This window comes from Coxiella endosymbiont of Amblyomma sculptum (assembly GCF_009883795.1).
Classification (GTDB): Bacteria; Pseudomonadota; Gammaproteobacteria; order Coxiellales; family Coxiellaceae; genus Coxiella.
In genome coordinates, this window is record NZ_CP033868.1 from 1 (window position 1) to 24019 (window position 24019).

The window sequence follows — 24019 nt, forward strand, 5'->3', positions numbered from 1 at the left end:
GGGCCATTCGTGAGATTGTACTTAGTTCGTGAAATGCTTTTAAAACCTTTGCAACAGGTTATTGGAATTATGGAACGAAAACAAATACTGCCCATTCTTTCTAATGTGTTACTTTCTATCGAAAATAATCAACTTTCGATTACAGGAACGGATTTGGAAATAGAATTAAGGGGGGTAGAGAAATTAAACAAACAGGACCAAAAATCCTGCAGACTAACACTGCCGGGAAAAAAATTAATGGATATATGCCGATCATTGCCTGAGAAGGCATCTATTGAATTAACTCAAGATAAAGAAAGAATAGTATTGCGTTCTGGTCAAAGTCGTTTTGTATTGTCCACTTTCCCTGTTGACACTTTTCCAACTATAGAAAAGATGGAATATCATCTACAATTGACTATGCCTCAGTGTGTACTATATCGTTTATTACAAAAAACTCATTTTTCCATGGCTTACAACGACGTTCGTTACTATTTGAATGGTCTTCTTCTTGAGATATATACCAATAAATTACGTACTGTAGCTACTGATGGTCATCGTCTTTCTATTAATACCTCAGAAATTGAAAATACTGTTAAAAGCAAGTTACGGATAATTCTCCCTAGAAAGGGAATTACTGAACTGCTACGACTTCTTACAAACAAAGAAGACTGTATTGTGTTAACAATTGGAAACAACCATGTACGCATTTCTACTGGGGATTTTGTATTTACTTCTAAATTGATCGAAGGTCGTTTTCCTGATTACGAACGAGTGATTCCGAAAGGTGGTGATAAACAAATCAGAATTGATCGAGATCTCTTAAAACAAGCTATTAATCGAATGGCTATTCTGTGTAATGAGAAATTTAGAGGTATCCGTTTCGAGCTTCGCCATAGGCTACTGCGTATTTCTTCTTATAATATTGAGCAAGAAATGTCTGAAGAAGAAATTGAAATTGATTATATACAAAATAAAGAATTAGATATTGGATTAAATGTTAATTATTTGCTTGACATTTTGCGTGTCGTTAATCGTGGAAATATTACACTAACCTTTTCTGACGCAAACAGTGGTGTTTTGATTGCTGAAGACACCACAAGTATGAAACGAATAGATAGCTCTTTTGTCGTCATGCCTATGCGGCTTTAGTTTAGATGCCAAAGATTTTATCGTTGCAGATCAATCAATTTAGAAATTTAAAGGAAGTGGTTATTTCACCCACCTCCGGATTTAATCTTTTCTTTGGTCTTAATGGATCTGGAAAAACCAGCGTATTAGAGTCGATCCATTTTTTAGGGGTTGGGCGGTCCTTTCGCACACATTGTAATCAACGACTCATTCAACATACAGCCAATCGTTTTTCTGTATTTGCTACCCTTAAAGAAAAGGAACAACATATTTCTTTGGGAATTGAACAGTACCGATTAGGAAAGCGTCGCTTAAAAATTAACGGCGAAGAAATTTCTGATCGGTCTTTATTGGCAAAACGACTACCTCTTTGTCCAATAAACGCGATGAGTCACCGTTTTTTTCTGGATGGTCCTAAGATTCGTCGTCAATTTTTAGACTGCCTATCCTTCCATATGGAACCTAATTTTTTCCCTACCTGGAAGCGCATTCGGCGATTGTTAAGACAACGCAATGCAGCTCTTAAGTTACAATTGCCCTTTGACGAAATTACTCAGTGGGATCAAATGTTTTCTGAAGATGCTGAGTGTATTCACAAATTGCGAAAAAATATTGTTGCTGAGTTCAACGCTATCTTTTCTCAGATATTGCAATACTTTTTACCCAACGTAATTATTCTTCTCTGTTATTATCCGGGTTGGATTGCTAAACAATCTTTATTAAAACAACTTCAATTTAGTCTTAGGAGAGATTTACAATGTGGTTATACTCAAATTGGTCCGCAGCGCGCCGATTTTCGTCTTTCAATTCAAAAACTTCCGGCTCAAGATGTTTTATCTCAAGGACAACAGAAACTTGTTACTTACGCACTTTACATTTCAAAAGGACTATTGTTCAAGAAAAAGAATCAAGCTGCTCCGATTTATTTAATTGATGATTTAACAGCTGAACTGGATATCGAAAAAAGATACCGAGTTGTTGATTTATTAATACAATTGAAGTCTCAAGTGTTTATTACAAATACAAACTTTCAAGAAATTGAAATTCCAGATAGTAGCATAGTATTTCATGTACAAAATGGAATTGTTCATCCCTTTTCTCTATCACGAAAATCGAATAGCTGATCAATAAGTCAAAGATTATAATTAAGAGAAATTTCTTTTTTCTTTGTAGATTTTCATAAATTTTAACTCTTCATATTGTGGGGTATATTTAACAATAAAATATAACAATTATCATCTTTTATGATAAAATTGCTTCCCTATTTTCAAAAAAGAACAGAAATTTGTTTTATCCAGTATGAAATACGACGAACACAAAAATTTTCGAGAATACAATTCTTCGACGATCAAAATTCTTAGAGGTTTAGATGCAGTCCGTAAACGTCCAGGTATGTATATCGGAGATACTAGTGATGGATCTGGACTGCATCATATGGTGTTCGAAGTTGTCGATAATTCTGTTGATGAAGTTCTTGCTGGTTTTTGTACTAGTATTTTGGTGATTATTCACAACGATAAATCCATCACTATTCGCGACAATGGACGTGGAATTCCTACAGACATACATACAGAAGAAGGTCTTTCAGCCGCAGAAGTCATTATGACAACTCTTCACTCAGGCGGAAAGTTCGATAAAGATGTCTATGAAATATCTGGAGGATTGCATGGTGTTGGTGTTTCGGTTGTCAATGCTTTGTCGGAAAAATTGCATATGACCATTCGAAGAAACGGAAACATTTACTATCAATCTTACAAAATGGGAAAACCTCAATCTCCGTTAAAAGCAATAGGAAAGAGTACCGAATGCGGAACAGAAATTCGTTTTAAGCCCAGTACTACCGTTTTCAGTAATACTGAGTTTCAGTATGACATATTGGAAAAAAAACTTCGAGAAATTTCTTTCCTAAATTTAGGAGTACGTATAGAACTCTTCGATGAGCGCATCGGGAAAAGAGACGTTTTCGAATACAAAGGAGGACTTAAATCTTTTGTTCAGTATCTTAATTGTATCAATAAATTTACCCCTATTCATCCGGATATTTTTTATTTCCTCTCTGAGAAAAAAAATATTTCCATAGAAATTGCGATGCAATGGAACGATGGATTTCAAGAATCTGTGCTGTGCTTTACCAACAATATTCTTCAGAATGATGGTGGAACGCATTTATCCGGATTTAGATCCGCTTTAACTAGAATACTCAACAATTACATTGAAAATAAAGGGATAATTAAAAAGAATCAGTGCTCTATAATTGGCGATGACATTCGCGAAGGCTTAACGGCTATACTTTCTGTAAAAGTACCTGATCCAAAATTTTCGTCACAGACAAAAGATAAATTAGTGTCTTCCGAAGTTAAAAATGCAGTTGAAAGTGCAATGTCTGAGAAGTTTCGCGACTACCTTCTGGAAAATCCAAGGCAAGCCCGTGCTATTTCTCTAAAAATTGTGGAAGCGGCCCGAGCAAGGACAGCGGTACGTAAAGTACGCGATATAATACGAAGAAAGAATGTATTGGATTTAGGTGGTCTGCCTGGAAAATTAGCTGATTGTCAAGAAAAAGATCCTGCTCTGTGTGAATTGTTTTTAGTTGAAGGGGATTCGGCCGGCGGTTCGGCCAAACAAGCTCGTGATCGTCGCTATCAAGCTATTTTACCTTTAAAAGGTAAGATTTTAAACGTAGAAAAATCTCGATTTGATAAAATTTTATCCTCTGCTGAGGTCGGTACTCTAATTACTGCACTCGGTTGTGGAATTGGGCGAGAGGATTTTGATCCAAAAAAACTGCGTTATCATCGCATTATTATGATGACCGATGCAGATATTGATGGTGCACATATCCGTACTCTTTTGCTCACATTTTTTTATCGGCAGATGCCAAATTTGATTGAACAAAATCATATTTATATTGCACAACCACCCCTATATAGGGTAAAGAAAAATAGAAAAGAACAATATGTTAAAGATAGCCTAACGCTCAACACTTTATTGCTTCAATTGGCCTTAGAGGGCGCTAAACTTTATGCAGATCCCCACGCTCCTGCTGTAAAAGATCTTGTACTGACTCGTTTAGCTTCTTGTTATTGGATCGCTACGAGAAGTATCAAGCGTTTGAGCAAACACTATCCTTCTGTGATCTTGAAATATTTACTAGAAATTACCCCACTAACTGCAGTACAGCTTAACGATAAATCCCGAGTAGACTCCTGGATAAAAGAGTTAAAAAGCAAACTTTTGGAGCACAAAAAAAAGAAACCGGACTTCTGCTATCATTTTTCGTTGAGGGAAGAAAAAAAGAGAGAATTGTATTATTGTCCTCTGATTGTCGTTACCGATCGTGGTATCACGAAAGAATATGTTTTTGATCAAGATTTTTTTGAATGTGGCGATTATCACCGCATTGTAAAGTTATACAACTCAACGTCCAAATTAATTCAGATTGGAGCTTATGTAAAACATAACAACAAACAAAGAAAGATAACCTCTTTCAGAGAGGCATTAGATTGGCTTATTGAAGAAGGGAAAAAAGAATTGACCATTCAACGTTACAAAGGTCTTGGAGAAATGAATCCCGAACAATTGTGGGAAACGACGATGGATCCTGCTACTCGTCGTCTCTTATCCATTAATATTGAAAATTCTGTGGAAGCGGACAAGATTTTTACTGTTTTAATGGGTGACCAGGTCGAACCTCGCCGTATTTTTATTGAACAGCACGCACTGACTGTAGAAAATTTAGATATCTAACAAAAGTAGATGTTAAAATAAAAACGAAAATAGTGTTTATACGATGTAGTTCCTTCAGGAACGCTTGAGAGATCGTTTCGCGCTGTTCGTCTTTTCTTAATTTGCAGCTTTGAATTCTGTGTGTCGTCGACTTTTTCTCAGGAACGAAAGAACAATCCGTAGAACAATTTAGTCGTCTTTTTTTCTCGATAACTTTCCCAATTTTTGGGAGGTTTTAATAATGCGTCTTTTTCAGATTCGACATAAATATAAGATTCAGGAGCCAGAATATCCATCTTCTCTAACCAGAAAAAAGCTTGATTGATAAGATCTTGATAAAAAGGGGGGTCAAGGAAAACAATATTAAACGGAGTATTTTTTATTCCTTGGAAGATATTGTATGGAAATGTTTTTTGGAAGAACTTGACATTTGTAGCGTTTAAAACCGAAGCGTTTTTCTTCAGATTTGCAATGACAGATTTTGAACAATCAATAAAAATGCTGTAAGTACAGCCTCGGGATAAGGATTCAAATCCTAATGCTCCACTACCTGCAAACAAATCCAAACAATAAGAATGTTTGAGATAAGGATGTAGCCAATTGAATAAAGTTTCTCGAATACGATTGGAAGTAGGTCGTAACGTTGGAAGATCAGGAAAAGAAATTTTTCTTCCTCGCCATTTTCCACCAACAATCCTTAATTTCCTTTTCTTCGGATGCCTAATCATAAAAAACCAGTTTCCAACTGGCTACAAATATTTAACTTTTGTTACCGTAAAATAAGATACAAGTTTGAAGCCAGAAAATTCTGGCTTTTTCTCAGAGAGAATGATATAATAGTTATTCGTCCGCAGGGGGATTTAAAATTTTTAATGTCGTAGTTATTATGGACAATTAACTCATGAATCGATTACTAACACAAGTAGAAGAACAATCATTAGCAGTCGGGAATCTGGGTAGCTACGTTAGTTGGATCAATCGAATTCCTATGTTAAGTGTTACGGAAGAATACAATCTGTCTACCCAGTTTCGACAAGATCGTAATTTAGAAGCGGCCAAAAGACTTGTCCTGTCTCATCTGAGATTTGTTGTTCGAATCGCTCGAGGGTATACAGGTTATGGTTTGTCTCAAGCGGATTTGATCCAAGAAGGAAACATTGGATTAATGAAAGCAGTTAGACGATTTGATCCTAAGATAGGTGTTCGTTTAGTATCTTTCGCTGTTCATTGGATTCGTGCCGAAATCCATGAATTTATTCTTAAAAATTGGCGCATTGTTAAAATCGCTACTACTAAAGCACAAAGAAAGCTCTTTTTTAATCTGCGAAAACATACAAAAAAACAAGGATGGTTTAACGATCAAGAAGTATCGCTTCTGGCCGAAGAACTTAATGTAAACACCAAAGACGTACGACAAATGGAAGAAAGATTGAACAGTCATGATGAAGCTTTTGACGGAGCTAGCGATAGTATTGATGACGAGAATTGTGGTGGGCATGGATGCAGCGCACCGGCCTATTATCTAGAGGACAAACGTTATAATCCTGCTCTACAATTAGAACGCAGTGATTGGTCAGAAGACCAAGAACAACGGCTTCGTAAAGCATTGCAAATATTGGACAAGCGCAGTCAGGACATTTTACATCAGCGTTGGTTAAACGAAAAAAGACTAACGCTAAACGCATTAGCAGAAAAATATAGCGTTTCAGCCGAGCGCATTCGTCAACTTGAAAAAAATGCTATGCAGAAAATTCGTGAAGCTATGACTGTTTAGGTTTTTTAATTTTTATTATCCTCCACTTTTTAAGACTAATTTTTTTTGTTATTTCTTTAGTGTTGGTGCGGTTTACGATGCAAATTTTCAATACTGTCTGGTTTTTGGATTCAAAACGCTGTGGGAGGAAAGTCTAATGAAATTTTCAAGACAAACTAGTTTTCAGAAGACTATTCTGGTCTTGCACGAATACTGGGATCAACAGGGTTGTATTTTATTGCAACCTCTCGATATCGAAATAGGAGCAGGTACTTTTCATCCTGCTACTTTTTTGCGAGCAATTGGACCTGAGCCTTGGAGAGCTGCTTATATTCAACCTTCTAGAAGACCAACTGATGGTCGCTACGGAAACAATCCAAATCGAATTCAGCATTATTACCAGTATCAAGTTGTTTTGAAACCCCCACCAAATAATATCCAGGAACTTTATCTTAATTCATTGGAAGCCTTGGGGGTGGATCTCTTGATCCACGATGTTCGGTTTGTAGAAGATGATTGGGACGCCCCAACACTGGGGGCTTGGGGAGTTGGCTGGGAGGTTTGGCAAGATGGTATGGAGATTACTCAATTCACTTATTTCCAGCAAGTGGGTGGTCTTCCATGTAATCCAGTCACAGGAGAAATTACCTATGGATTAGAACGATTAGTCACATTTCTTCAAGGGACGGATAGTGTATTTGATTTGGTTTGGACAGAAGGATCTTACGGACCAATTACCTATGGACAAATATTTCATCAAAACGAATTGGAAATGTCAGCTTATAATTTTGAACATGCTGATGTAGATGTATTATTTAAAAATTTTGATTTTTATGAAAGAGAGGCTAAGAGATTAATTGATATTGGAATTTCTTTGGTGGCCTATGAGATGGTGTTAAAAGCTTCTCATACATTTAATCTCTTAGACGCTAGACAAGCTATCTCAGTTATTGAGCGTCAACATTATATCTTACGAATTCGAAAGTTATCGCATGCAGTTGCACAAGCGCATTATTTAAAAAGAGAAAAACTTGGCTTTCCGATGTTACACACAGAACAAAAAAAATCATGACCACCAAGGATTTTCTGATGGAAATCGGATGCGAAGAACTGCCTCCATTCGCCTTGAAATCAATATCGTACACCTTATCGCAAAATATTATGAAAGAACTTAAAAAATCCAAACTCTCATTTGGATCTATATATCACTATGCAACTCCCAGACGATTAGCGGTATTGGTAAAAAATTTAGTTTCAACACAAAAGTCTCGCACTTTAGAGCGTCTAGGACCAAATGTACAGTCAGCCTTTAGTGAAGATGGGACCCCTACAGAAACATGTTTGGGATTTGCTCGTTCCTGCGGTGTTTCGATAAATCAGTTGCAAACAAAAATGACAGAAAAGGGAAAATTTCTTTATTGTTATATTAAACAATCAGGTCAATCCGCTTATGCATTGCTTCCAAAGCTTATTCAATCTGCTGTAAAAAATCTCTCTATCTCTAAAACGATGCGTTGGGACAGTATGTCCGGATCTTTTATACGACCTGTACGGTGGATAGTAATGCTTTTGGATAAAAAAATTGTACCGATAACTATTTTAGGTCATACCGCAAAACGCAAAACATTTGGACATCGTTTTCACCATCCGAAAGCCATTTTTGTTCCTCAACCTCACGACTATCAAGATTTGTTGCTAAATCGTGGAAAGGTTCTTGCTGATTTCGACAGAAGACGCGAGAAAATTCGAAAATTAATTGAAAAAACAGCCTCCTCAAAAGGAGAAACAGCAATTGATGAGAAACTTCTAGAAGAAGTGACTGGTATGGTTGAATGGCCCGTTGCATTTTTAGGATGCTTCAAAACGGAATTTCTAAGTTTACCCTCCGAAATATTAATTACCGTAATGCAAGATTGCCAGCGTTGTTTTCCCATAAAAAATGAAAAAGGAGCTTTGTTGCCTCACTTTATTTTAATCAGCAACATCGAAAGCAAAAATCCTAAATACATCGTTGAAGGAAATGAACGGGTTATAAATTCGAGATTATCAGACGCTTCTCTTTTTTACAAGAGAGATTTAAAAACACCACTGAAAGATCAGTTACTTAAACTATCGGGAATTGTATTTCAAAAACGATTGGGAACGCTGTTAGAAAAGACTACACGTATGTCTAAACTCTCCATTTTTATCGCCAATAAAATAAAAGCCGATGAAGAGCTAACGAAAAAAGCAGCGTCATTGGCTAAATGTGATTTGGTCAGCAAAACAGTTTGTGAATTTCCAAGATTACAAGGAATTATAGGCTACTACTACACTTTGTGTAATAAGGAATCGGAGACTGTTGCTCAGGCCATTAGAGATCATTATTTGCCTAGATTTTCCGAAGACGACCTGCCAAAAAACTTGGAAGGTATTTGTGTTGCTCTTGCAGATCGTTTGGACACATTGGTGGGTATTATCGGTATCAATAGTTTGTACACAGGAAATAAAGATCCTTTTGCTCTGCGTCGTGCAGCTCTTGGAATTTTGCGAATTCTAATTGAAAAAAAACTACCACTCGACTTGTTGGTGTTGTTGAAAAAAACAGAAGAAAATTATATCGATCTACCAAACAAAAACGCAGTTTTTCAAACTTTTGAATTTATTATCGAACGGTTGCGTTCTTGGTATCTCGAAAAAAATGTACATTCAGAAATTGTTACCGCAATTCTCGCTGTTCGTTCGACAGAACCATTAGATTTTGATCGGCGTATTAAAGCTTTACAATATTTTCAAGCTCTTCCTGAAATCAGGATTCTCACAACTGTTAACAAACGATTGAACAATATCTTAAAAAAGAAACCAATCGATATAACAATTAATAAAATCGATTTTTCGTTGTTTGATTCCGACATAGAACGTGATCTGACAAAAGAGCTAACTGCCCGTATTCGATCAATTGGAAATCTGTATAAACAGGTACAATATAAGAGAGTACTGGACGAATTAGCAAAATTAAAAGACCCTATCGACAGGTTCTTCGATAGAGTGGTAATAATGACAGACGATAAAAAAAAACGTAACAATCGATTAGCAGTGTTGATTTCTCTGCAACGACTGTTTACAACAATGGCTGATTTTTCTGTATTATCATAAATTTTTTTGCTAGTGGGTTTTTATACAGATTACCTTTTGTCTTTACTACAAGGCCAATTGTCTGATAGAATTTCGTTTCTTAGTCTATAGTAAAATATCTTAAATTTATTCTGATTTGAGTTGAAACAATGAAACGTACTTACCAGCCTAGTGTAGTGAAAAGGAGTCGCAAACATGGATTTAAGGCAAGAATGTCTACTAAGAATGGTAGAAAGGTGTTAAATCGCCGACGGGCAAAAGGTAGAAAGCGTTTGACAAATTGACAACGGGAATGTCCCGTAACTTTTTGAAATATTGTCGAATTCGCACTACATCTGAGTTTCAGCGAATTTACTTGGAACGTCGGTGTTTTTCCGAAGATTATTTTTCTCTCTATTGCCAAAATAATAGTTTTGGTTATTCCCGATTAGGGATAGTAGCGAGCCGAAAAAGTTTAAAGAAATCTACGATGCGCAATCGCGCCAAGAGGATAGTAAGGGAAGGTTTTCGTACGTTGGGGTATTTTTTACCTTCATTGGATGTTGTTTTTGTCGTTAAATCTCAATCAGAAAAAGCGAGTAAAAAAGAGTTGCGCAAATGTATAGATCGATTGCTTCTCAAGTTGATTAAATACTCTTTGAGAGAATTAGCAGTCTTCTGAGTTTGGTTAGGCAGGAGTCTCAAAAAGTAAGTAGTGGATATCAAAAAAACTATTGTATGCATCGTTGTTGTTTTCCTAGCTGTTGCAATCTTTGACGATTGGATGCGCGATTATCCAGGAACGTTTAAGAAAAACTTCGAGTCAGTATCGGAAAACTCGCAATCAAAAGAAAAAGCACTTACGAGGTGCGTCCTATCAAAACCTACCACCTTACAAAAAATTGAAAACGTTTCGTCTGTTTCTTCTTTGGATCAAAAAAATTCTTTTCGAGAAATAAGACAAAGAAAAGCACATTTGATTACTATCAGAACAGATGTTTTAGAATTGATCATCGATCCTCAAAGAGGAGGGGCTATCATTTCGGCTAAGTTGCTTAAATATCTAGACGAGAAGAAAAGACAACCAATGCAAATTCTAAGCAATAATAGCAAACGTCTGTATATTGCTCAAAGCGGTTTAATCAACTGGAAGGACAAGACGCCTGTTGTCTTTTGCTGTCCAGAGCAAAAAGACCAATATATTTTGGACAAAAATAAGAATAAAATCGTTGTACAATTGAAGAACCGAACACCCAAAGGTGTATGCATCAGAAAAATCTATACCGTTTACCGAAATGATTATGCGGTTCGGATTGACTATCTAATGCATAATTCGACAAAGAAACCGTGGAAAGGGAGTTTCTGCGCTCAAATTACTCAGAGAGAACCCAGAGTCAAACATCATCATTTTTACGCTCGAAGTTACAGCGGTGTAGCCATTTCTGATTCACAAACGCCTTACGAGAAGATTACCTATAAAGATATGCAGGAGAAAGATATTGATCGTACCTCGAAAGGTGGATGGATTGCCGTACAACAACATTATTTTTTGAGTGTTTGGATTCCTGATTCAGATCTTATTTATCACTATTACAGCTGTATACTATCTTCTAGAATCATTGGTAACACCTACACTGTTGGATTCATCAGTTCTCCAATGAACGTAGGATCGGGAGAAACGACTATCAGTTGTGCGAAGTTTTATGTTGGTCCTAAAGAAGTAGAGCGATTAAAAACACTGGCAGAACCAGGTTTGGATCGAACTATTGACTACGGATGGTTTTGGCCAATTTCTGTTCTGTTGTTTCGACTGATGCGCGCTATCCATTTCGTAGTTAAAAATTGGGGATGGACTATTGTTCTAACAACAACCTTTATCAAAATTGTTTTTTATTGGTTTTCTGCACAAAGTTTCCGGTCAATGATTCGAATACGCGAAATACAACCTCGTCTACAAGAGCTAAAGAAACGTTACGGTAAAGATCGAAAGTCATTAGGTCGTGCTACTATAGCACTATATCGTACGGAAAAGATTAATCCGTTAGGTGGTTATCTACCTATGTTGATCCAGATTCCAGTTTTTATCGCGTTTTATTATGTAATTATGGAAAGTGTAGAATTGCGTCAGGCACCATTCGTTTTCTGGATTCATGATCTGTCTTCTAAAGATCCTTATTATATCCTTCCCATTCTGATGGGCATAGGTATGCTGATTCAGCAAAAATTATCGTCGGTTTCTTTAGATCCCAAACAACAAAGAATAATGTGGATTTTTCCTGCGATATGCACTACATTTTTTATAAATTTTCCTTCTGGGCTGGTATTGTATTGGTTAATTAACAGTTTTATTCAAACTTTACAGCAATGGTTTATCCATAGAACTCATACAAATCGCAAAGAAAAATTGAAAATTCTCTGTAATCGAAAGTCATGATAATTTTGTATATCTTTAGAAGAATCGAAAAATCGTATTCTCACGTATTTTGTAGTTATGACTAAAATTCACAACGAGACTATTGCTGCGTTAGCGACTCCTGCAGGCCGGGGAGGAATTGGTGTTGTTCGAATTTCAGGACTTAACGCGTCTTTTATTGCCAAAAAAATAATTGGCTTCATTCCAAAACCAAGATATGCTGTTTTGAGTGTATTTAAAGACTTTGACGGCTCTCTTATTGACGAAGGAATAGCCTTGTATTTTCCAAAACCTCATTCTTTTACCGGAGAAGATGTTTTAGAATTACAGGGACATAGTGGGCTCTTGATTATGGATCGACTCTTAGAAAGAGTTGTAAAATTGGGAGCTAGATTGGCACATCCTGGAGAATTTTCAGAAAGGGCTTTTTTAAATAAAAAAATCGACTTGGTTCAAGCCGAAGCTATCGCTGATCTGATTAACGCCACTTCGGAACACGCAGCACGTTCGGCAATTCGATCCCTTCAAGGAGAATTCTCTCGAAAAATTCGAGCGCTGGTAGCTGATCTAATTGATTTGCGCGCTCGTATTGAAGCAGCTATTGATTTTTCAGAAGAAACACTTGATCCATTATCAGACAATATTTTTAAAGGGAATCTAGAAAGATTATTGAAAAATATGCAAGAGGTGCAAAAAGAAGCGAGACAAGGGGTATTGTTGCAAGAAGGAATTACGGTCATGATATCTGGGAAACCCAATGTAGGTAAATCCAGTCTTTTAAATTTACTAAGCGGGCAAGAAGTGGCGATTGTTACGGATATTGCAGGTACTACTCGAGATATTTTGCACGAACTTATCCATATTGATGGGATGCCAATTCGCTTGTTGGATACAGCTGGACTACAGATTGCCAAAGATACGATAGAAAAGGAAGGCATTAGGAGAACTAAGCAAGCTGTTAATCGCGTTGACCATATTTTACTTGTTCTGGATACCACTCAAATTTCTCCAAGAAGCGCTAGAGATATATTATCTGAACTTTTTTCAAACAACAAAATTAGTGTTCCAATTACCATCGTAGAAAATAAGATCGATTTAACAGGGGAACCCCCTTCCTCTTCAGAGGAAGGGGGTTATATACACATTAAAATTTCGGTTAAGACCGGTGCAGGCATAAAAATTTTAAAAGAACACCTAAAAAGGACGGTGAGATTTGCAACAACAAATGAAAACGATTTGACCGCCAGGAGACGTCATTGTGACGCTATTAGAAGAAGTAAAGTATTTCTTCAAAATGCGTGTGAACAGTTACGCCAACAAAAAGTGGAGCTTGTAGCGGAAAACCTCTTTTTGGTACAAAAAATATTATCGGAAATTACGGGTGAATTTACATCTGATGATTTGCTTGGAGAAATATTTTCCAAATTTTGCATCGGAAAGTAAATGCAGAAATACTGTCAAAGATAGACCGTGCTAAAACCTTTCGAATGAAAGGAGTGTTGTGTTGTGCAAAAATTCGAAGTAATTGTAGTGGGAGGAGGGCATGCTGGTACTGAAGCAGCTCTAGCAGCTTCGCGTATGGGCGTTCGAACTTTACTGCTTACTCACAACATTGAAACTCTTGGTCATATGTCTTGCAACCCTGCGATTGGAGGAATTGGTAAAACTCAGTTGGTTAAGGAAATTGACGCTTTAGGCGGAATTATGGCCTATGCGACCGATCAAGCTGGTATTCATTTTCATACTCTTAACTCAAGTAAAGGTCCAGCTGTTCGCGCAACTAGAGCTCAAATTGATCGTGTTCTCTATAAAACAGTTGTTCGTAGAGCACTAGAGCGTCAACCAAACCTTTGGTTATTTCAACAAACAGTGGTTGATTTGATTGAACGTTGTCATCAAATAAACGGCGTTGTTACTCAAATAGGTCTGTGTTTCTATGCTCCTACTGTTATACTGACAGTAGGAACCTTTTTAGACGGTAGAATCCATATCGGCATGAAAAATCACAGGGGGGGTCGTATGGGTGATCCTCCTTCAATTGCTCTTTCTGGAAGATTGCGAGATATGTCTTTTGCAGTAGAACGACTTAAGACTGGGACGCCTCCAAGAATTGATGGACGAACCGTTGATTATTCTCAACTCAAAGAACAAGTTGGAGACCGTCCTATGCCGATAATGTCCTATTGTGGAAAAATTGGTGACCATCCTAGACAGGTTTCTTGTTTTATTACGCATACTAATGAAAAGACTCACAATATTATTCGTTCAGGACTAAATACTTCACCTATGTTCTTGGGAGTTATTCAAGGAAAAGGACCACGATATTGTCCGTCTATTGAAGATAAAGTAGTTTCTTTTCAAGATCGGTTTTCGCATCAAGTTTTTTTAGAACCGGAAGGATTAGATACTTCTGAAATTTATCCTAACGGGATTTCTACGAGTCTTGATTTTAAGATTCAATCGGATTTTGTCCATAGTATACAAGGGTTGGAAAAATGTCATATTACCCGTCCTGGGTATGCTATAGAATATGACTATTTTGATCCTCGTGGACTGAAACGATCGCTAGAATCAAAACATCTGTCCGGTCTCTATTTTGCAGGACAGATAAATGGTACTACCGGATATGAAGAAGCGGCAGCACAAGGTATTATTGCTGGAATCAACGCTGCCTTGCGAATTCAAGACCACGAGTCGTGGACACCTAAGCGCAATGAAGCATATATCGGAGTTCTAATTGATGATCTTGTCACTCGAGGTACTAAAGAACCATATCGTATGTTTACAAGCCGTTCAGAGTATCGATTACTGTTACGACAAGATAATGCTGATCTACGATTGACCGAAAAAGGGCGAGAATTAGGATGCGTAGACAACACCCGTTGGGAATTTTTTTCTTCTAAAAGAGAAATGATTGAAAATGAGAAAGCGAGACTAAAAAAATATTGGATCAGACCAAATACAATCGTCGCACGAAATATTGAAGAATGTTTTCGACAAACGTTGGAGCGAGAATGTTGTTTGTTAGATCTTTTGCGTCGTCCGAAGATTACCTATTCTCAATTAATGAGGATCGAAAATTTGGGTCCAGGAGTTTTAGATGATTCGGTTTCCGAACAAATTGAGATTCAAGCAAAATATGAGGGATATCTATTCCGTCAAATAGAGGAAATCAATCACCAAAAAAGATACGAATCGATACCAATTCCGAAATCTACAGACTACCAGAAAATTTTCGGCTTATCTAATGAAGCACGACAAAAATTTATAGAACAAAGACCCTCTACAATAGCACAAGCTAAACAAATTTCTGGTATTACGCCGGTGGCAATTTCTTTGTTACTTTTGCATTTGAAAAGAATAGAAATCTTATAATGTCTTTTTATTATTTAATTATTAGTTTTTAAAACTTAAATAATAATTGCCGTAATAGAACTAACTGCAGTTTTTGGCAATACGAACTGATGAAATATTTTTTTGTAATTTCTTTTTTGGACGAAGCCAACCTCTAATGGTACGTTGTCGTTCTCGAGCTAAAATTAATTGATGGGACGGAACATCCTGAGTAATTGTAGAACCAGCTCCAATTGTAGATCCTTCTCCTACAATTAACGGAGCAACTAAAGAAGTATTAGATCCAATGAAAGCTCCATCTTCAATTTTTGTTTCCCATTTGTTTATTCCATCGAAATTGCAAGTGATTGTTCCAGCACCAATATTGACACTTTTCCCAACGGAAGCATCACCAATATAAGCTAAGTGATTAACTTTGCTTTTAGAACCTAAAACTGTTTTTTTAATTTCTACAAAATTTCCTACTCTGGATCTTTTTTCTAAAAGACTGTAAGGTCGAATGCGGGCAAACGGACCGACACTACAGTGATCTGCAACATACGCACCTTCAATAATACTGTTTGCATAAATTTCTGTGTTATTTCCAATTGTAACATTTTTTAAAACAACATTAGGTCCAATTCTAACATTAGTTCCTAATCGAATTTTTCCTTCCAAAATTACGTTAATGTCAATAAAAACATCGCGACTGACGCGAACATTCTCTCCTCGAACATCAATTCGATTCAAATCGGCGATCGTTGCTCCGGAAAAGACCAATTTTTGGGCCATTATGCGTTGATAATAACGTTCTAAACGTACTAATTCCCAACGATCGTTGACACCTTGTACTTCTTCATGAGAAGAATAAGGATAGATGTCTTTTACAACACACCCTGTAGCGGCTGCTATAGCCACTATATCAGTGAGGTAATACTCTTCTTGACAATTATTATTGGTCAAACAAGACAACCAATTTCTTAAATTCTTTTGTGAAGCAGTCAAGATACCAGTATTAATTTCGCATATTTTTCTTTGTTGGTCATTTGCGTCTTTATATTCAACGACACTAATGACGTTTCCGATTGTATCTCGAATAATTCGTCCAAAATCATGAGGATGCGATAACGCAGAAACGACTAATCCTAATCCATCAAGTGGTGTGCTTTGTAGTAATCCGGAGAGTGTTTGAGAAGAAACGAGCGGAACGTCTCCATACAAAACGAGAATGCGATTTCCTTTCCGACAAAAAGGGATAGCTTGTAACAGAGCGTGTCCTGTTCCTAATTGTTCTTTTTGTTCGATCCAACTTACGGGCAAGTAATTTAACTTTTCCCGAATCTGATATCCGTTTTCATTACTATAAACAACATGAATTTTATCAGCATGCAAAGTCTTTGCTGTTCTTACCACACGTTCTAAAAGAGAGATACCGCCTAAACGATGTAATACCTTAGGAATGTTTGAAACCATTCGTTTGCTTTTACCTGCTGCTAAGATTACGATGCTTAATCCCATGATTGTCTTTTTTAATTTCTTTTGTATTTACGAATCATTTGAATAGCTCGCAACTGAGCAGAAATTTCTGCCAGTTCTACAATTGCACGCGAATATTCAATTTCTGACTGTTGTTCGCGTAATCTCTGTTCTACTTTCTTTTTAACAGAAATTGCCACAGATTCATCTAAATCAAAAGCTCGAAAAGCCGTATCTGCTAAAATGGTTGCAATTTTAGGTTGGACTTCTAATATTCCTCCAGATATATAAAATATTTCTTTTTTATTATCTTCTAGTGATGCAACGATTTGTCCAGGTTTCAAAAAAGTTAAAAGTTGACAGTGCCCCGGATAGATACCCAATTCCCCCATACTACCGGAAACGATGACTTTTCTAATTTTTCCACTGAACATTTCTTCTTTGATCGATACTACCTCTAATTGCATGATTTTGATCATTCTTTCTTCAGTCTCTTTGCGACAGCTATTTCTAATTGATTCGTACGGAAAATTGTTTTTATAAAGACTTTGCTTTTGCAATCACATCCTCTATAGTTCCTACCATATAAAAGGATTGTTCTGGAAAAGCATCGTATTCTCCATCGAGGATACTTTTGAATCCGAAAATAGTGTCCTGTAATGCCACATACCTTCCAGAAATTCCTGTAAATGCTTCAGCAACAAAAAAAGGTTGAGATAGAAATTGTTGAATTTTACGGGCTCTACGAACAGACAGCTTGTCTTTTTCAGAAAGTTCGTCCATTCCTAAAATAGCTATAATATCCTTTAATTCTTCGTATTTCTGAAGTATTTCTTGAACGTTTCGTGCAACTTGATAGTGTTCTTTACTAATGATTAGTGGATCGAGCTGACGGCTAGTAGAATCAAGCGGATCAACTGCTGGATAAATGCCTCGTTCGGCTACACGACGGGAAAGTACTACTGTAGCATCTAAATGAGCAAAAGTGGTAGCCGGAGAAGGATCTGTCAAATCATCAGCAGGCACGTACACTGCTTGTACAGAGGTGATAGATCCTGTTTTGGTAGAAGTGATTCGTTCTTGAAGAATACCCATTTCTTCGGCTAAGGTCGGTTGGTAACCGACCGCGGATGGCATACGGCCAAGAAGAGCGGAAATTTCCATACCCGCTAATGTGTATCGAAAAATATTGTCTATAAAAAATAATACGTCTCGTCCTTTTTCTCGAAAAGCTTCTGCTAAAGTAAGACCAGTCAAACCGACACGCAATCGGCTACCCGGAGGTTCATTCATTTGTCCATATACTAAAGCTACCTTATTTAAAACTTTAGACGATTTCATTTCATAGTAGAAATCGTTCCCTTCTCGTGTTCTTTCTCCTACTCCAGAAAAAACAGAAAAACCATTGTGTTCAATAGCAATATTACGGATTAATTCCATCATATTCACAGTCTTTCCTACACCTGCGCTGCCAAAGAGGCCTATCTTACCTCCTTTCATAAATGGACATAGAAGGTCAATCACTTTGATACCAGTTTCTAATAATTCTGTAGTACTTGATTGCTCAATGAAAGAAGGGGCAGAACGGTGAATAGGCAATCGTTCTTGTGATTCAATAGGTCCGAGTTTGTCAATTGGGTCTCCCAAAACGTTCATAATTCGTCCTAAGGTTTTTTCTCCTACAAAAACTTCGATCGGTTTTCCTGTGTTTACTACAACAGCACCTCGTCTTAATCCTTCTGTAATTCCCATAGCTACAGTGCGCACCACACCATCTCCTAGCTGTTGTTGTACTTCTAATACCAATTGGTTTTCTTCGATTCTAAGAGCATTATAAATTTTGGGAACGTCTTTGCACGAAAATTCTACATCAACTATAGAACCAATAATTCTGATTACAGAACCTGTGTTTTTCATCTTATTTTCCTATTCTTTTTCCTATTCCTATTCTGTATTTCACGTTGAAACGGTGCTTGTAACGATTTCTGTAATTTCTTGTGTTATCCAAGACTGCCGGGCTTTGTTGTAAATAATTTGCAACTCATCAATTAATTGTTCAGAGTTATCAGTTGCGTTCTTCATAGCCGTTCTTCGAGCGCTGTGTTCACAAGCGATATTTTCAATGATGGCTTGATGTACTTGTGATTCAACATATCGAACCAATAGCATCTCCAATAACTCTTTTGAAGTATCGGGTTCGTAAATGTAGTCCCAATAATATTTCTTATCTGTCTTCTTAGTCTTCCAAGGAAGCAATTGACGGATAGACGGTTTTTGGACTAAGGAATTTACAAATCTATTGGAAGCGATGTAAATAGCATCTATCTTCTTTTTATCAAATCGGTCTAACATCACTTTTATCAATTTGATAAGATCTTGTATTTCTGGATCATCTCCTAAACAGCTTAGTGCAGATACAAATTCTCCTCTACAGCGTTGAAAAAAGCTTTCTCCTTTTCGTCCAATAATATACAAATCGATTTTGATATCTTTTTTTTTCCATTGATGTATTGCTTCTGTGGCCATCCGCAACAAATTAATATTCAATCCACCACACAATCCTCGATCGGTAGTTACTACAATGTAACCTACGCTTTGTATTGTTTCACGATGTCCTAAATAAGGATGCGTATATTCAGCATGGCTTGCGGCTATATGACCAATGACTTCGTAAATTTTACTGCTATAAGGTCGGGACATGATCATACGATTTTGTGCTGTTCGCATTTTTCTCGTTGCTACAAGCTCCATAGCTTTTGTAATTTTTTGAGTATTCTTAATGCTGGCAATTTTTTTTCTTATTTCTCGTTCTTTTGACATAACTTACGGAGAGTGACATTTTGTTTGATCTTTATATATTTGAAATTTGCATTTTCTTAAATTTCTCTACAACGGTTGCAATTTTTGTAATTACTTGGTCGGAGTAATTTGGATTCTTATTAATTTCGTTTAGTAAAACTTGGTGTTGGTCGCGAAGGAAATCTAGTAAAGATTTCTCTAAGTCCGATATTGCTTTCAAATCAACACCATCCAAATAATTGGAAGTTACAACATACCACAAAACAGCCATTTCCGCGACGCTTAAGGGATGAAACGGAACTTGCTTTAACATTTCTATCACCTGTTGGCCACGGATCAATTGTCTACGAGTAGTTTCATCCAAATCGGACGCAAATTGAGAAAAAGCTTCTAATTCTCGATACTTCGCCAGAGAAATTCGTAAACCACCAATTAATTTTTTGATGATCTCAGTTTGTGCAGCACCACCTACACGAGAAACGGATAAACCGGCGTTAATAGCAGGACGAATACCGGCGTTGAATAGATTAACATCCAAGTAGATTTGTCCATCTGTAATTGATATCACATTTGTTGGAATGAACGCAGAAATATCACCTGCTTGTGTTTCAATAATCGGTAGCGCTGTGAGAGAACCGGTTTTTCCTGTTACTTGTCCCTCTGTAAGTTGCTCTACATAGTACTCATTGATATGAGCTGCTCTTTCTAACAATCTGGAATGCAGATAAAAAATGTCTCCGGGATAAGCCTCACGTCCAGGGGGGCGACGTAATAAAAGAGACATTTGACGATATGCCCATGCTTGTTTGGTTAAGTCGTCATAGATAATCAATGCATCTTGTCCACGATCTCTAAAATACTCTCCCATTGAGCACCCTGCGTAAGGTGCCAAATATTGTAAGGCTGCCGCTTCTGAAGCACTTGCGCTTACAACAATGGTACTTTGCATTACTCCATACTCTTCTAATTTACGTACAACAGACGCAACTGAAGATTGTTTTTGTCCGATAGCAACGTAAATACACTTCACTCCAGTTTTTTTTTGATTAATGATAGTATCAATAGCGATAGTAGTTTTTCCGGTTTGTCGATCTCCAATGATTAATTCTCTCTGACCTCGACCAATAGGAACCATTGCATCGATTGCTTTAATTCCGGTTTGTAGAGGTGTGTTTACGGATTTTCGAGTAATGACACCAGGTGCAATTTTCTCAATTGGAGAAGTAAAAGTGGTATTGATAGGACCTTTTCCATCAATGGGTTTACCGAGTGCATTCACCACTCGCCCTAATAGGGCCTCTCCTACAGAAACTTCTAAAATTCGTCCCGTACAACGTACCGTCATTCCTTCTTTTAAATGTTTGTACGGACCTAATACAACCGCATCGACCGAATCTCGTTCAAGATTAAACGTCAAACCCAAAGTGTTCTCTGGAAATTCGACCACTTCCCCAAACATGACATCATATAGTCCGTAAATTTGGACAATCCCGTCCTTAAGATTAATAATAGTCCCTTCTGTACGTTCTTCGGCTCTAATGTTAAGAGTCTCAATGCGGGATTTGATAATATCACTAATTTCATTTGCTCGTAATTGACTTTTCATAAGTTTTTACCTCTTAAACTTTTTGCCAATCGAGTTAGTATTTCTCTAACAGAGCCATCTATAACCCAGTTGTTAATATAAATAACACAGCCTCCTATTAAGGATTTGTCAATTGCGGTTCTTAATTTAATCTTTCTTATGAATCTTTTTTCTAGTTTTTTTTTAATTTGTTTTTTCTGGAAACTGTTTAAAGGAAAAGCTGATACAGCTTTAGCTTCTAATACTCCCTGAGAATCGTTTAGTAGATTTTTGTAGAGCAAAGCAATATCAGATGAAACAATTAATTTTTTCCTGTCTAGCAGCAATTGAAGAAAATTTCCTAATTTTTTTCGTACATCACAAATAATTTCTGGTTCTTTCTCGCAAAGCAATTCAAACAATATGTTTTTTACTTTCTCTCTTGGAACATTTGGATTGTTAATTAACGATAATACTGATTTGTTTTTAATGAATTCTGTGAGAGTTTTCAATATATTTAACCAGAGGAATAATTGATTACTCTCTTTAGCTACCATAAACAGCGCACTAGCGTATGGTCTCGCAAGTGTTAAATATAGAGCCATTCTTAAATCTCTCTGGTCATCTCGTTGAGTAAATCATTATTGATTTCCGCATTTATTTCTCGTTGTAATATCTTTTTGGTACTCTCTATTACAATAGCAGATACTTGTTCAAGAAGTTTAATTTTCGCTGCATTGTATTCTTGTGCAATATCATTCTTTGCTATCTGTAAAATCCGTTCTCTTTCTTCGCGCGCTTTATTTTTAGCAACTATTATTATACGGTCTGCATGTTGGGTAGCTTGCTCGAGTATTTTAGTTGCTTGTACTCTAGTTTTTGTTAAAGATTCTTTCGCTTTTTTTTCTGCCAGTCTAAGTTCTCTATGACCTTTTTCCGCAGCAGCTAATCCGTCTGCAATATTTTTTTGACGTTCTTCAAGAATCTTGGTAATCGGTGGCCATACAAATTTCATTGTAAGTATAATAAAAACCACAAAAACCAACATTTGAATAACCAACGACACATTGATATTCACTCAGGATCACCTCCTCTTTATTTCTACTGGTATAAGTAAAAAATGAATCCAAAGACTATTGGTTTGCAGAAACTTTACCTAAGACTTTCATCACTGCGCTTAAAAATGGATTACGAGCAAAAATCAAAATCAAACCCATTACTAGTGAAATGGCAGCAAACGCGTCCACTAACCCCGCCATTAAGAACATACGAATCATCAACATGGTTGACAATTCAGGTTGTCGAGCTACACCTTCTAGAAACTTTCCTCCAAGTATACCGAATCCAATAGCGGTTCCCATCGCAGCAAGACCAACAAATAGGCCTGCCGCAATTGCCGAAAATCCTTGTATGTTTGAAATTAATTGAGCAATATTCACTACTTTGTCCCCCTTTCTTTTTTGCATATTAATGTGATTCTGCTGCGAGACTCATATATACAATCGTTAACATCATAAAAATAAACGACTGAACTGTAATCACCAACAAGTGAAATAATGTCCAAATTACTCCTAGCGCAAACTGACCCCACCAAGGCAACAACGCAATTAGTACAAAAATTAATTCTCCTGAAAAAAGGTTCCCAAAGAGCCGCAATGCTAAGGAAATGGGTTTAACTCCTTCATCAATCAAACGAAAAATTATGTTAACAGGTAGGAAGTACCAACCAAATGGTCGATTTAAAACTTCCTTAAGTAAACCAAAAGTACTTTTCATTTTAAAGTTATAAGAAATAACCAGGATAAAAACAGTAACCGACATAGCAAAAGTCAAAGAAGGATCCGTTGTAGGAACCGGTCTGAAATATCTTATGTCGGCAAGATTTAGTAGGCTTGGTATCAAGTCTACAGGTATAAGATCCATAAAGTTCATCAAGAATACCCAGATGAAAACAGTTAACGACAAAGGTGCTATCAGGCTGCGATCACCGTGAAAAGAATCTTTAACCATTTTATCAATTAATTCTATAGCCATTTCTATAAAATTTTGCCATTTTCCAGGAATCTTTGTTGTAGCACGCCGAGCAATTGTATAGAAGAAAATAAAAAATAAGAAACCAAGTATTAAAGATACAAACAGAGTATCTAAATTAATTGTCCAAAACCCCTCGTTTATAGAGGTAAAGTTACGCAGATTTACGCTCCAATGAATCATATGGTGCTGAATATATTCAGTCGATGTCAAATTAGTCTGCATATTGCTCTTATCATTAAAAATTAAAAAAATTAAAATTAATTAATTCAGTCTATACTCTTTCGCTCTCGATTTTTGATAATAAATGGTGCAAGCCAAAGTCCAAATTGAGCTGCCACATATCCCATAGAAAATGGGACTACGGAAATTGGGATACACAGAAGAATTATAATTATTAGAACGATGCTTAGCACAAATTTGATTAATTCTCCTATATAGAATCCGATTACGATCTGTTTCCCTTCTGCTTTGGAAGAATTTACGATTCCGAACAGATGATGAGCAAAATAGAGACCAGGCAGAAGATAAGCCATTCCTCCTAAAAGCACGGAAATCCCTTTCATTAACCCTACAATCCACCATCCTAAAAAAACAACTACAACAACAACAGTCTGTAGACCAACTAACTGATAGACAGCTGTACAAGAAAATCGCGTCATTTTACTAGGAAGAGGTTTTCGACACACAATCTCACCGCAGAAAGAACGATCAAAATCTT

22 protein-coding genes are annotated in these 24019 nt (G+C 36.7%); 11 read left to right on the forward strand and 11 right to left on the reverse strand.

The genetic code is table 11. The features are described from left to right. Positions 1-9: 9 nt before the first annotated feature. The 3 genes from dnaN to gyrB all read left to right on the forward strand — a co-directional run bounded on the left by dnaN (position 10) and on the right by gyrB (position 4857). On the forward strand, positions 10-1131 hold the full coding sequence (gene dnaN, locus EGQ50_RS00005) for a DNA polymerase III subunit beta (protein WP_159748384.1): 1122 nt from the start codon (positions 10-12) through the stop codon (positions 1129-1131). 5 nt (positions 1132-1136) lie between these two features. Further along, positions 1137-2234, forward strand: coding sequence for a DNA replication/repair protein RecF (gene recF / locus EGQ50_RS00010; protein WP_159747474.1), 1098 nt, complete (start codon positions 1137-1139; stop codon positions 2232-2234). Between the two features lie 175 nt (positions 2235-2409). Next, positions 2410-4857, forward strand: coding sequence for a DNA topoisomerase (ATP-hydrolyzing) subunit B (gyrB, locus tag EGQ50_RS00015; RefSeq protein ID WP_159747476.1), 2448 nt, complete (start codon positions 2410-2412; stop codon positions 4855-4857). Between the two features lie 137 nt (positions 4858-4994). On the opposite strand, the gene rsmD is transcribed toward gyrB, so the two are convergent. Then, positions 4995-5564 carry a 16S rRNA (guanine(966)-N(2))-methyltransferase RsmD gene (gene rsmD / locus EGQ50_RS00020; protein ID WP_159747478.1) on the reverse strand — a complete coding sequence of 190 codons (570 nt, stop codon included), beginning with the start codon at positions 5562-5564 and terminating at the stop codon, positions 4995-4997. 173 nt (positions 5565-5737) lie between these two features. Between rsmD and rpoH the strand changes: the two genes are divergently transcribed. From rpoH to mnmG, 8 genes are all read left to right on the forward strand, one after another. Further along, entirely contained in the window at positions 5738-6610 is an 873-nt protein-coding gene (gene rpoH, locus EGQ50_RS00025; protein ID WP_159747480.1) for an RNA polymerase sigma factor RpoH, read from the forward strand. A 136-nt stretch (positions 6611-6746) separates the two neighbouring features. Beyond that, positions 6747-7661: a glycine--tRNA ligase subunit alpha gene (glyQ, locus tag EGQ50_RS00030; RefSeq protein WP_159747482.1), complete on the forward strand. Its 915-nt coding sequence runs from the start codon at positions 6747-6749 to the stop codon at positions 7659-7661. A 17-nt stretch (positions 7662-7678) separates the two neighbouring features. Next, positions 7679-9724, forward strand: coding sequence for a glycine--tRNA ligase subunit beta (gene glyS, locus EGQ50_RS00035; RefSeq protein WP_246168956.1), 2046 nt, complete (start codon positions 7679-7681; stop codon positions 9722-9724). A gap of 128 nt (positions 9725-9852) precedes the next feature. Continuing rightward, on the forward strand, positions 9853-9987 hold the full coding sequence (gene rpmH, locus EGQ50_RS00040) for a 50S ribosomal protein L34 (protein WP_159747485.1): 135 nt from the start codon (positions 9853-9855) through the stop codon (positions 9985-9987). 8 nt (positions 9988-9995) lie between these two features. Then, on the forward strand, positions 9996-10364 hold the full coding sequence (gene rnpA / locus EGQ50_RS00045) for a ribonuclease P protein component (RefSeq protein WP_159747487.1): 369 nt from the start codon (positions 9996-9998) through the stop codon (positions 10362-10364). A 33-nt stretch (positions 10365-10397) separates the two neighbouring features. Further along, positions 10398-12116, forward strand: coding sequence for a membrane protein insertase YidC (gene yidC, locus EGQ50_RS00050; protein WP_159747489.1), 1719 nt, complete (start codon positions 10398-10400; stop codon positions 12114-12116). A 66-nt stretch (positions 12117-12182) separates the two neighbouring features. Further along, positions 12183-13538, forward strand: coding sequence for a tRNA uridine-5-carboxymethylaminomethyl(34) synthesis GTPase MnmE (gene mnmE, locus EGQ50_RS00055; RefSeq protein WP_218939760.1), 1356 nt, complete (start codon positions 12183-12185; stop codon positions 13536-13538). A 63-nt stretch (positions 13539-13601) separates the two neighbouring features. Next, positions 13602-15470, forward strand: a complete 1869-nt coding sequence (mnmG, locus tag EGQ50_RS00060) for a tRNA uridine-5-carboxymethylaminomethyl(34) synthesis enzyme MnmG (RefSeq protein ID WP_159747493.1) — start codon at positions 13602-13604, stop codon at positions 15468-15470. Between the two features lie 60 nt (positions 15471-15530). On the opposite strand, the gene glmU is transcribed toward mnmG, so the two are convergent. From glmU to EGQ50_RS00110, 10 genes are read right to left on the reverse strand one after another with little or no spacing between them, the layout of a single operon-like run. Then, positions 15531-16946, reverse strand: a complete 1416-nt coding sequence (gene glmU / locus EGQ50_RS00065; RefSeq protein WP_159747495.1) for a bifunctional UDP-N-acetylglucosamine diphosphorylase/glucosamine-1-phosphate N-acetyltransferase GlmU — start codon at positions 16944-16946, stop codon at positions 15531-15533. 11 nt (positions 16947-16957) lie between these two features. Beyond that, entirely contained in the window at positions 16958-17383 is a 426-nt protein-coding gene (locus tag EGQ50_RS00070; RefSeq protein ID WP_159747497.1) for a F0F1 ATP synthase subunit epsilon, read from the reverse strand. A 58-nt stretch (positions 17384-17441) separates the two neighbouring features. Continuing rightward, on the reverse strand, positions 17442-18821 hold the full coding sequence (atpD, locus tag EGQ50_RS00075) for a F0F1 ATP synthase subunit beta (RefSeq protein WP_159747499.1): 1380 nt from the start codon (positions 18819-18821) through the stop codon (positions 17442-17444). 39 nt (positions 18822-18860) lie between these two features. Continuing rightward, positions 18861-19724, reverse strand: a complete 864-nt coding sequence (gene atpG / locus EGQ50_RS00080; protein WP_159747501.1) for a F0F1 ATP synthase subunit gamma — start codon at positions 19722-19724, stop codon at positions 18861-18863. A gap of 31 nt (positions 19725-19755) precedes the next feature. Continuing rightward, positions 19756-21309, reverse strand: coding sequence for a F0F1 ATP synthase subunit alpha (gene atpA / locus EGQ50_RS00085; protein WP_159747503.1), 1554 nt, complete (start codon positions 21307-21309; stop codon positions 19756-19758). Further along, a complete protein-coding gene (locus EGQ50_RS00090) occupies positions 21306-21872 on the reverse strand; it encodes a F0F1 ATP synthase subunit delta (RefSeq protein WP_159747505.1) in 567 nt (188 codons plus the stop codon). The genes atpA and EGQ50_RS00090 overlap by 4 nt, the downstream gene beginning before the upstream one ends. Before the next feature lie 2 nt (positions 21873-21874). Then, positions 21875-22345 carry a F0F1 ATP synthase subunit B gene (locus EGQ50_RS00095; RefSeq protein WP_159747507.1) on the reverse strand — a complete coding sequence of 157 codons (471 nt, stop codon included), beginning with the start codon at positions 22343-22345 and terminating at the stop codon, positions 21875-21877. Between the two features lie 55 nt (positions 22346-22400). Then, a complete protein-coding gene (atpE, locus tag EGQ50_RS00100) occupies positions 22401-22706 on the reverse strand; it encodes a F0F1 ATP synthase subunit C (RefSeq protein ID WP_159748386.1) in 306 nt (101 codons plus the stop codon). 28 nt (positions 22707-22734) lie between these two features. Beyond that, positions 22735-23523, reverse strand: a complete 789-nt coding sequence (gene atpB / locus EGQ50_RS00105) for a F0F1 ATP synthase subunit A (RefSeq protein WP_159747509.1) — start codon at positions 23521-23523, stop codon at positions 22735-22737. Positions 23524-23567: 44 nt separating this feature from the next. Beyond that, on the reverse strand, positions 23568-23987 hold the full coding sequence (locus EGQ50_RS00110; protein WP_159747511.1) for an ATP synthase subunit I: 420 nt from the start codon (positions 23985-23987) through the stop codon (positions 23568-23570). Positions 23988-24019: the final 32 nt, after the last annotated feature.